The organism is Nostoc sp. FACHB-280 (assembly GCF_014697615.1).
Lineage (GTDB): Bacteria > Cyanobacteriota > Cyanobacteriia > Cyanobacteriales > Nostocaceae > Nostoc_B.
In genome coordinates this window covers 1-10,466 of the sequence record NZ_JACJSD010000094.1, presented here as the reverse complement: position 1 = coordinate 10,466, position 10,466 = coordinate 1, and the positions used below count along the sequence as shown (strand labels likewise).

The following is a 10,466-nucleotide window of genomic DNA, read 5'->3' as shown; positions in this document are numbered from 1 at the left end:
AGGCTTAGACCTTAGCCAACTGGGTAGACGGTGCTTGACGACCGTAGCGAGAGTAAGACTTTGGACACTACCAAAAGCTACTCTGTCCGCAGAATCTCAGTGTCTTTAGACCTGAGAGTGTCAAAAAACTTTCGCGTAGCGTTCTGACAAAGTTCTCTAAAATTCGGCAACACAGCTATAGAATCAAACTTTTAACCGCGAATTGCGAGTATTGGAATACTATACAATTGAGGCTTGTGTATGAAAATATGCTTGAGCAAACTATTTACAATAAATCTACGGGCGAAACTTAATCATTTTCACAACCAACACCAATCCGCCAAATTAAGCGCAACAGGGCAAATAGCGCCCGAACGGATTTGAAGATTGGGGAAAGTTTCAAGTTCTAGTTATTGAAAAGGTTTCGATGCTTGCTCGGCGTATTCTTCTATCAAAGAAGCATAATCTTCATAAGTAGGTAGAGTCTCAAAGCTATGAACCGCAGAAGTTATTGCCTATGTTAGCTTTTCTCTTGTCCAAGTTTCGATGAAAGGCGTGAACCATGACACATCATCCAGCATTGTCACCCGCAGGTTAACGAACTCATCCATTCCTTCGGGCCGAGTAAACATCCAACTCATACAGTGTGGGCAGAAGTAGTGGTGAGTCGCGCCATGTAATCCGCCAATAGTTGGTTGACCCTTCAGTACGGAGAACCCAATGCTTGGGATCGCAACGCTTAAAGAAAAAGCACTAGCGGTCATTCGCTGGCAACCTGTACAGTGGCAAGCCATCGTCAGCAGAGGTGGGGCATTTACCTGAAATCGTATTTGTCCGCAACGGCATCCACCTTCCCAAGGTAAATTCCAGTCGTTCATGACGTGCTACTCCGTTCTTTCTTTAGCTATAGCTTTAAAACACGCCCTAGCGCAACAGGCATTGCAACGGATACGGGAATATATTAAGTCTTTAACAACAACTTGAAATGCCTGAGAAGGGGTGTTCAAAAGCACAAACTTCAAAAATAACTAAAAAATTGGTGTTGTTAGATACACATGATATAGATGATGATACCATGCTATTGTTTGAACAATACGACAATCGAGTAGTACCAATTCAGGTCGTAGGTGATCCCCAATCTATTTTTGCGGCCGCTCAAACTGCTCCAGATGTTCAAATAGTGATCAATAATGCAGGAGTCTTTCAAGCTGGAACTCCCTTAGCTGAGAATGCGATCGCATCTCTGGAATTTCAGATGAACACAGAAGAATTATTGATCAGTCCTACCGTAAGCAGACAGGTCAAAACTCCATAACTCACACCATACATTCCACCTCATCGAGAGCCTCAGCCACCAACTGCCCAAATATTTGCGGTTGTGCCTCCTCAAACGCCACAAAATCAATTCGTAAGTCGCAGTTCGCAATTGAGGGTTGATTTGCCAATTCATCCCTTAACCACTTCTTAACAATCCTGTTCCGCTCATCATCAGCGTCAAGTTCTACCTTTAAGCAAAAATTAAATCTTTCTTAGAGGAGATATTAATGTTGGCATTGGATACTCAGTGATGCTTATAACGCGAATGTGATTCATTTCACCGTATTCTGGCTGCGTAGTTTTTTACTTATAAGCCTGAAGTCGAACCCTGCGTTACTTAATTTTCCATGTATCCAATCTTCAGGAGCATCTACTCTATGGAAGTGCTGCGGCTAGGCATACCATTTGTTAGACAGTTTTTGCTGACAATTTTAATAACCTCTATCTTCATTTTTTGCAGTCCATTACAAAAAGCCTGGGCTTACAATCCACCTGTTGGATTCAATGGCAGTACTACTGTGGCTGATATTAGCCAGCCGAGAGGTCACGGCACAATGGGACTAAAAGCAATAGATGTTTTACGTGGCGATGGATTGAGTACAATAGCTAACTTTTTTAACACCTATCGCCAGGAAATTCTCAATGGCGAATTGCAACCTGATACCTTTGGCACACCCTTTGCTGTTTCCGTACCAGGAGTTTACACAACTCCGCCATTACCTGGTAGTAGCTTTAGCCATTTCTATAATCCAGCTACAGGGAAAGGTCTGGTACTAGATTTTGGTAAGTACAATTTCGCTGTGGATGCCGCTCAGTTTGTTTCTCTGGGTTCTTGGGAATTATATACTCTGACGGGGCCACAACCTGGTTCAAATGATATGGCTGACTGGGCTTATGCTCAAGCAGTAGATGAAATGCGAAAAGGAAATACGGCTAAAGCTGTAACCTGGATGGGTTGGGTGTTGCATTATGTTCAAGATGTAACTGTTCCTCAACACGCCACAGACGAAGGAGCGCAGAAACCAGGTTCTATGCACACTGAATATGAAAATGCTGTTGATACTTATCTCAACAGTTTGCCTCATGCTACTCAAGGTGGAATTTATCGCAATGATTGGCGACCTGGGCAGTATATTGAAGAAGCAGCCCGACGTTCTACGCCGCTTTTGTCATTAGCCAAAAACTCAGCCACTTTCTATAACTCTGCTCAACAAATGGTGCCATTAGCAGAACAGTTAGGAGCAGGTTTGTTAAAGCGATTTTATGAGCTGTGGCAGAGTGAAAATTTTAGTGTAGTCATTTTAACGATTGAGCGGGTGAAGGCGATCAACACAAGTTGGGTTTGGTATTACGTAGATTATCCAGATCAGGCTGACTTCTATCCGAACATTACGATTGGTAATAGCACACTTGGCAGTAAAGCTTATGGTGGGTCTTCCATTGATGGAGGAGATGACGTGTATCCTAACAAATTACTGCCGTTTAGTTGGGTGTTTCCCAAATGGATCAATAATCGGATCGCAACTGTTCCATTCGATATCAAAATCTATGATGAAGATGGTGTGACTCAGGATGACTATGTGGATATTTCACCTAGCTCGTCTCGCCGCAATTTACTAATTAACTATAATGCTAACGGTCAGATTACAGGAGATGTTTCTGTATCTGGTACAGTAACTAAAACCAGCTTTAATGTTACAGGCGACAATACAAACACACGGGCGCAGGTGTGGATGAATCTGCAACGCTTTCCTTCTCTGTGAATTTTGACTTGGTTACAGTAGGTAAGACTTATGAATTTTGCAAATTTTCGCTCCTTAAGCAATGGGCTGTTTGTGTCTTTATGGCGGTCTCAAATTCGAGAGTACACCTTTTTAATACTGATAGTTGCAGGTTTTATTCTGGCGTTGGCAGGTTTTTTACTCCAGCCGGAACCCGTCAGTCGTCACTTGGTAGATGATGGCATTTTTGGGCGGATGATGAGTCGGATGTACGACTTGCTCAAAGATACTCTTTACGCCGATCACCATATTAATCTCAAACAGTGACAAGGACGCACTTGTGCGAATGGCACTAAGTTAAGCTGAAGGTTAGACAGTGTAAGGATTGCCGTGGGGCAGGGGTGCAGAGGGGGATTTCTATTTCTTTCATTCGTATGCCTAATCGCTTTTCTCTCTCCCCTGCTGCCTTAACGATTTCTCCTTTTCTTAGTGCCTTCCACACTTGTGCTAAGTGTTCACCCTGTCCCGATAACCACGGATATGAGCGATGCAGCAGGAATGGGTGAGCTTGCACAGCCACCTTCACTTGTGGCTGATGGGATCATAAAAGCTCTCAAAGCTGGGGATTTTCACGTCTTTCCTGACTCGGTGGCTAAACAAATGGGTGATGCTTATCAAAGCTTTGCAGAAAATGTTGTTGAGGTGTCATCAAATTAACTACATTGCAGGGTAATACTGATACTTCAATATTTAACATGACTGTGTTAATCTTGAAGAACTTAAATCTTATGTCGAAAAGCAAAATAGTCCTAACAATTAAAGAGGTTAGTTCTTTGCTACTGCTTCGCTAACGAACCCCCTTAATTCTCCATCACCGCCACACCATTATGGTTGGCGGGAGTACTCTTGTGAGAGTATAGATGATAAGAGCGATAATTGAATTGAGTTGATTGCAGATATCCAAACTCTGTCTTCGTAGCAAAATATAACAAGTAATGTAAACAGATATTTATATTTGTTAGTATAAAAATATCTGTTTGCGAATGCTGAAAGAATGTCCGAGTAAGGAACAGCAAGTATTAGATAAAAAAGTTTAGATTTTTTTTAGCTTAAGTACTGTCGTAAATCTACTGATGTTGCTAATATGCTTTTAAGTGCTGTTCCAAATAGTTGTATAAGTAACATACACATAATTAGTATCTTTGCAATGTCCCATTAAATGGCATTGTGAAAAGTTTATTTTATTAAGCATATTCTCTCTGCAATAAGATTGCAAAAATTTTTGCTGTTTGTAGCTATTTTCAAGATGTCAATCTTACAAACCGACTCAAAGTAACACAGTAATCTGCTTTAGCTTTGTTCGTTTAAGAATGTTTGTTTTTTTATTGGTATCTATGCTAAATAAAAAGTTCTTATACATATACAATTAACTAGAATTAAGCTGACTCATCCTTACTCTTATAAAAGTTAAAACTAATATTTAATACTACCTACTAACAAGACAAAAATTATGGTTAAATCCTAGATAAATTACTCCTATACGTAAGTATAATAAAAGCTTATACAAAATTTTTATAAGAGACTAAAAATGAAAAATCAAGCTAAAGAAATTAGGCTTTTATTTCTTAATTTATCAAATGAAAATAATAAATATCAAAAAGAACTTGAAGATACCTTGAGACATATACAGTCAATTCCTGAGATAGAAATTGAAGAAACTAATTCACTATTAACTGCTAAAGATAAATTAGTAAGTATAAATGCTTCTAATTTATTATGGGATATTTTTTTAGTATGGATTGATGATAATAATTCTCATATTTGGAATGATTTAGCTAACTTTAAATATGAGCATAAACATCTAGAGTATCTAGGTATTATTACTGTATTTAATTTCAACGAGCCTATTAATAAAAAAGCTCGTGATGCAATGTTAAAAGGTATATATGTATTTGCCTGTCCGTTCAATCCATCTGTTTTAGAAGCCTATATTCAATCGATAGGCTTAGAAATGAAGAATGCTAAATCGATTCTAAAGTTTAAAAAAGACTTTCTCCAGGATAAAGATTTTGACAAAATAGTAGAAAATCTTTTTCTTGAGTTGAATACAAATCCAATAATTGGATATGACAGAGCTACAATATCATTGATTGATAATAAAACAGGTGAAAGACATTTATTAAAGTATGATGCTTTTCATGTAAATCCAGATCGACAACTTCTCAAAATAATTAATGAAGATAGGTTGATCAAAAATGTAAATGAAAAAGGTGTAATTATTATAGATGATCTGAAACATTTGCGGGAAACTAATCCCAATAAATTATATGAATTAGGTTGGGAAGATAAAGATGCAACAAATGATATTAACTCTTGGGTTGGTTTAGCTGCGAAGCGCCAAGATAAAACTATAGCAATTATTACTTTGGATCACAAAACTCCTGGTCATTATGCGCGATATAAAGACAAACTGATCAAATTTCTTCAAGGTTATGGAGAAATTCTCGCAGATACGATTGTAGATTTTTTACAGGAAAGGAATGCCAGAGTAGTTAAAGAAATTACACGCGAGATTGGAGATGATCTTAAGAGCGAAGCTTTAATGCGCCAAATACTTATAAAGTTAAGAGATGAACTTAAATGTGATAATTGTACATACTTTAAGGTTTCTAGTCCTATTGATGTTAATGAAATTTTTCTTGAGGAATGGGTTGGAGCTAATGACTCAAATAATTTTGAAGAAGTGCCAAGAAGAATTAAAAGAATTTTTGAAAAGGGAAAGGGTATTGTCGGGTGTGTATTAAAAGACGGGAAGAGTAGAATTATTCCAAATGCACTGGAAAATGAAGAATTCCAACCAAATTTTCGCTTTCCTGGTAGTAATCTTTCAATGCTGGCAGTGCCTGTAATACCTTACATAGACGAAAATGATGTTAACCAATCTAACCGTATTATTGGTGTAATTAATTGTTATAAAAATAAGAAAGATCATTTTACTATTTATGATCGAGAGCTTGTAGAAACTGTTGCACAAAGCACTGCTACAGTTATTGAACGTACAATGACTTTAGAGTACTCAAATGATATCAGCAGTAAGATGAATGAGCTTGTACTCAATAAAAACAAGGCAAATTTACTGAAAAAGATTTGTGAACATGCGTTAAAAGTTACTAGTGCTAGAGCAGCAGTTATTCATCGTTTAGAGTATTCTATGACATTACCGAATGGTGAAGAAATTTATAGAGTAAAAGGTGAAACTTATACTTTCCCTGAAGATATTAAACAGCAATTTCCTCGCTTGGATGGAAGCGGTACTACAGATGTTGTAATTCAGGAAAAGAAAACAATGGAATTTTCTGAGAAATTTGAAAATTTCAAATATGTTTCCAAAGAGCTAAAAGATTTAGGAATAAAATATCAAATAGTTGTTCCTTTGATGATTAAGAATGAATTAGAGCAACAGCGTATTGTTGGGGCTTTATACCTGAATAAATATTCAGAAATTCCTTTTTCTGATGTTGAGAAATTTGCACTTGAATTGTTTGCAAATCAAGCTGCCAGCACGATTTATCATCAAGAGTTTTTGGCTGAAAAACTAACTTGGACGAAAGCGAATACAGACCTTGCTACAGCTATTGAAGCTATAGCTACAAGAAATGATCCAGATTTACTGCTAAAAGATATTGTACGTTACGCCTATTCGTTAGTAGATGCAAGTTTTAGTTATCTAGCTTTATTGAATGAGTATCAAAAATTTGATTACAAAGCTGCCTGGCCTGAATATATTTTGACTGAACTCAATCATCGTACTAAAAAAATCTTTAAAGATGAAAGTGATGAAAAGAAAATCAAAATAGGTATCACTAAACTTGCTGCCGAGAAAAAAGAAACTATTCTGATTGCTGATTTACAGGAAGAAAAAGCTAAAAATTCTGAATACTGGCAACAATACATTCAATTTAAAGAAGAAACTCGTTCAGAATTAGTTGTGCCTATTATAGTTATTGATAAAGTAATTGGTGTAATTAATCTTGAACATAAAGATCCTTATGCTTTTACGAATGTACATAAAGAGGTTATTGAACATTTTGCTAGACAAGTAGCAATTGCATTTCAAAAGAAGAGCCTTGTTGAATCTGTTAGTAATCAGAAAAATATATTAATTGGACTCCAACAATCATTACAAAATATTATTGAATCACATCCACAAAATATCTTGCAAAATGCAGTTTGGCTGACTAGAGAAGCTGTCGGTGCAACCGAAGTTATTGTTGTCCCAATTCAAAAGCAAAAGTGGAAATATGAAATTTTAATTAAAGATATTATTCCTCTCGATATTAGTAACAGTAAAAAAAATTTGATTAATGCTTTGGAAAAAGTATCTTTGCAAGTGTATAACGAACAAAAAAATATTTATTGTCCCAATATAAATTTTCCTATTAATAGAATTAATATAAATAATTACGAAAGAAGACAAGTAAATAACACAAGTATTTGCAGTGGATTATGTGTTCCTTTCTCCTCACGAGATGAAAAAATAGGGGTTATGTGGATAATATTTTCTAAATCATTTGAAGAAGAGTTGTCAGAAGAAGATAAAGCTATATATCAAGTGTATGCTAACCAAATAGCTTTAGCATATACTAGTGCCAAAAAATCTGAAGTTTTGAAACAAAAGCTATCTAAAAGTACATCTGAACTTACTGTCAATATTAACCATAACTACAAAGATGCTCGTAAACAAGCAAATATAAGTTTTGGAATCTCAATATGCACATCAATTGCTGGACTTATACTTATATTTTATGGAGTATCTAATTTAATAAGTAATAATAATAATCATAATAGTTCCCAAGCTTTAACTGGTGGAAGTGGTATTGCTACTTTTGTTGGTGTGTTGCTACAAGCAGTTACTGTGTTAGCATTTGACCGTGGGAAAGCTGCTAATGAACGTATGGATAGATATCATAAAGAATTGTATAATGTACGTCAATTAGAAATCTTACTTTCAGCGACAGAACAGCTTGATCCAGAGACTAGCCCAAAGATAAAACAGCAAATCATTCAAACTGCTACGAATAAGTGGATTGAATCAGTTAGCGAATCGAATTTAAATTACTCAAAATCTAAAGAAGGAAAATCACAGATCAAAAACGATTAACCTATACTTGCCACTGCCCCAAATATTCATTCTAAAGCAGTTTACCCACTTGAGAAAAAGGACAACCCGGTGTGATTGCGTTTCCCTCAACACAATCCTTTAACCCATCTGACTTTTCCCGTTAAGTCTCTTTTGCAAGCTGCCAACCTTCACTTTTGGGTTAGCAAAAACTCATAGGTTCTTTTCAGCACTGTTCCACTGTTAAAGATTTCTGACAGTGCTTTCCCAAATCTAAGGCAATTAGCAAACGTACAGTAAAACCACAAAGCAAAGTGCTTTCAGCCCCTAACAGTACTGTAAGAAGGTAAAGGCGTACATTCGAGAGCATGAGAACCATATAGTGAAGTGATCGCCAAGCTTAAACGTAACCTTTCACTGACCAATGTAGATTTAGCCTATTGGCAGTCAAATAAATGAATTTAGATGTACTTTAAAAATCTGGGATGAGGCAAATAAGGAGGAAATTTTTGAATGGAGAGATGGCATGACAGACAAAGAAATGGAAGTCGTGGTGATTTATCAACAGATAGAACCATCCACTGCCCCAAAAACACCTGAAGAATTAGGATGGCCAACAGGATTTTTTGAGCAGACTTACCGCAGTTGTCAAGACGATCCAATTGTTATTGATTCTGAAGGTGATTTTGAGGTGCGGGAAGAAATATTGTGAGGTATTTGTTAGATACAAATGTTTGCGCTCGTTATCTCAATGGTAGGTCGGTTGTAATTCGAGAGCGATTACGGTCAATTAATTTAATTCTACTAGCTCTCTAGTTAACTATTTTTCTTAAGAAATTAAAGATGTATTAAGGAATACAATGCCATCTCCTATTGAAATGTTTCTACTATTAGTTACAACTTTTTATCAGGCAATTGCCTGCTTAAGAGAAAATCGAGAACCTCTGCCAGGACAATTGATTGATGTGGGTGGATATCACTTGCATCTCTACACGGCTGGAAAGTCTAGCCCTACTGTGATTTTGGAACACAGTTTAGGCGGAATGGAAGGTTATTTACTCGTGCAAGAAATAGCTAAATTGACACGGGTTTGTATATATGATCGTGCTGGGTATGGATGGAGCAATCATAGTCCTCATCCTCGCACTAGTCAGCAAATTGTGACTGAGTTAGATACCCTTCTCACCCAAGCAGGAATTGCACCACCATATATTCTTGTGGGCAATTCTTTTGGTAGTTATAACGTGCGTTTATATGCTCATTATTTTCCTTCAAAAGTAGTAGGTATGGTACTTACTGATGGACTCCATGAAACAGATATGCTGAAAATGTCCATCTATTTACAAGCTTTGAAACTATTTTTTGTTTCTGGCTTTATTATGTCAATTTTTGGCTCAATCTTGGGCATTATCAGATTACTCAAATTGGTGGGTACATTTGAAATTATCAAGCCAGAATTAATGAAATTTCCGCCAGTAGCACTCTTTCCAATTAAGCGTTCTTTCTGCCGTCCCAAGCACTGGATTACCATGAGTCGGGAACTCTTAAACCTGAATAATAGTAGTCGTCAACTACAGTTAACCAGAAAATTTGCGGCATTGCCTATAGTTAGCATCAAAGCGCATACTTTTTTTCAACCTTCTGTTTGGACTATGCTTTTACCTATGAAAGCTGCCAATAATTTACGAGAGGAAATGCACAAGAAAATTCTCAATTTATCTACAGATTGTGTACAAATTGATGCTAAAAAAAGTGGTCATTTTGTTTGGATAGATCAACCAGAGTTAATCGTGAGTGCTATTAAGCTCATTTTAAAAAAGGTTGATAAATAAGCTATAAAACGAACAAGCGTATTCTTGTTGATGGGCAATATTTTACAAAGACCAAGAAACAGAGGTACTATGGGTTTCATGGGCATTTAATCATTAGTGTCACAGGAGTTATTAGTAGGTTTACCCTGACTCCGGCAAATGGCAGTGAACGAGAAGCACTTTGGGATTCTTCAACTAGCTAGGTGGAAATTAAAATTTGATAGTCTTTGGTCTAATGAGAGCGAACGCATAAATATGTCTGAGCAAGCTAATTCTTGGTCAGGGTTGTTGTCCGAATCCATCTAAATTTTGACTTTAGCGCAGTGTTTCACCATTTATTCATCCGCCATCCACAGCACCCAATCGGGAGCCTCAGCCACTAACTGCCCAAGCATCGCAGGCTCCGATTCCTCAAAAGCTACCATCACTCCTCAACGCTCGTCCGAAGAGAGGGCAGACAAGAACTCTTTGACAAAACAGCCTCTAAGATGTCTACTGATATCTGGACTATACTAATAA

Annotated in this window: 9 protein-coding genes and 1 pseudogene; 8 read left to right on the top strand and 2 right to left on the bottom strand. The window is 36.9% G+C overall.

Annotated features, from left to right (window positions below; translation table 11 throughout):
* Positions 1-494: 494 nt before the first annotated feature.
* Positions 495-857, bottom strand: a complete 363-nt coding sequence (locus tag H6G75_RS32105; RefSeq protein WP_199338108.1) for a GFA family protein — start codon at positions 855-857, stop codon at positions 495-497.
* 161 nt (positions 858-1,018) lie between these two features.
* Between H6G75_RS32105 and H6G75_RS33360 the strand changes: the two genes are divergently transcribed.
* Complete coding sequence (locus H6G75_RS33360; RefSeq protein ID WP_242051723.1) at positions 1,019-1,294, top strand: hypothetical protein; 276 nt, start codon at positions 1,019-1,021, stop codon at positions 1,292-1,294.
* Between the two features lies 1 nt (position 1,295).
* On the opposite strand, the gene H6G75_RS33715 is transcribed toward H6G75_RS33360, so the two are convergent.
* Entirely contained in the window at positions 1,296-1,424 is a 129-nt protein-coding gene (locus H6G75_RS33715) for a hypothetical protein (RefSeq protein WP_277884127.1), read from the bottom strand.
* Positions 1,425-1,673: 249 nt separating this feature from the next.
* Here H6G75_RS33715 and H6G75_RS32095 point away from each other — a divergent pair, with 249 nt between their 5' ends.
* The 7 genes and pseudogenes from H6G75_RS32095 to H6G75_RS32065 form a co-directional block, all read left to right on the top strand.
* Positions 1,674-3,059, top strand: a complete 1,386-nt coding sequence (locus tag H6G75_RS32095; RefSeq protein ID WP_190983904.1) for a hypothetical protein — start codon at positions 1,674-1,676, stop codon at positions 3,057-3,059.
* Positions 3,060-3,089: 30 nt separating this feature from the next.
* The gene (locus tag H6G75_RS32090) at positions 3,090-3,344 is read left to right on the top strand and encodes a hypothetical protein (RefSeq protein WP_190983903.1); all 255 of its coding nucleotides are present in this window, start codon (positions 3,090-3,092) and stop codon (positions 3,342-3,344) included.
* Between the two features lie 213 nt (positions 3,345-3,557).
* Positions 3,558-3,734 carry a hypothetical protein gene (locus H6G75_RS32085; protein WP_242051722.1) on the top strand — a complete coding sequence of 59 codons (177 nt, stop codon included), beginning with the start codon at positions 3,558-3,560 and terminating at the stop codon, positions 3,732-3,734.
* Between the two features lie 871 nt (positions 3,735-4,605).
* Positions 4,606-8,178 carry a GAF domain-containing protein gene (locus tag H6G75_RS32080; RefSeq protein ID WP_190983902.1) on the top strand — a complete coding sequence of 1,191 codons (3,573 nt, stop codon included), beginning with the start codon at positions 4,606-4,608 and terminating at the stop codon, positions 8,176-8,178.
* Positions 8,179-8,662: 484 nt separating this feature from the next.
* Entirely contained in the window at positions 8,663-8,848 is a 186-nt protein-coding gene (locus H6G75_RS32075) for a hypothetical protein (protein WP_190983905.1), read from the top strand.
* A gap of 148 nt (positions 8,849-8,996) precedes the next feature.
* On the top strand, positions 8,997-9,968 hold the full coding sequence (locus tag H6G75_RS32070) for an alpha/beta fold hydrolase (protein WP_190983901.1): 972 nt from the start codon (positions 8,997-8,999) through the stop codon (positions 9,966-9,968).
* Between the two features lie 41 nt (positions 9,969-10,009).
* Positions 10,010-10,144, top strand: a pseudogene (locus tag H6G75_RS32065) (IS982 family transposase); the annotation flags it as partial.
* Positions 10,145-10,466 lie beyond the last annotated feature (322 nt).

Excerpts from the sequence above, each read along its gene's own strand:
- H6G75_RS32105 (WP_199338108.1), bottom strand. The coding sequence starts at position 857 with ATGAACGACTGGAATTTACCTTGGGAAGGTGGATGCCGTTGCGGACAA.
- H6G75_RS32095 (WP_190983904.1), top strand. The coding sequence starts at position 1,674 with ATGGAAGTGCTGCGGCTAGGCATACCATTTGTTAGACAGTTTTTGCTG.
- H6G75_RS32090 (WP_190983903.1), top strand. The coding sequence starts at position 3,090 with ATGAATTTTGCAAATTTTCGCTCCTTAAGCAATGGGCTGTTTGTGTCT.
- H6G75_RS32085 (WP_242051722.1), top strand. The coding sequence starts at position 3,558 with ATGAGCGATGCAGCAGGAATGGGTGAGCTTGCACAGCCACCTTCACTT.
- H6G75_RS32080 (WP_190983902.1), top strand. The coding sequence starts at position 4,606 with ATGAAAAATCAAGCTAAAGAAATTAGGCTTTTATTTCTTAATTTATCA.
- H6G75_RS32075 (WP_190983905.1), top strand. The coding sequence starts at position 8,663 with ATGACAGACAAAGAAATGGAAGTCGTGGTGATTTATCAACAGATAGAA.
- H6G75_RS32070 (WP_190983901.1), top strand. The coding sequence starts at position 8,997 with ATGCCATCTCCTATTGAAATGTTTCTACTATTAGTTACAACTTTTTAT.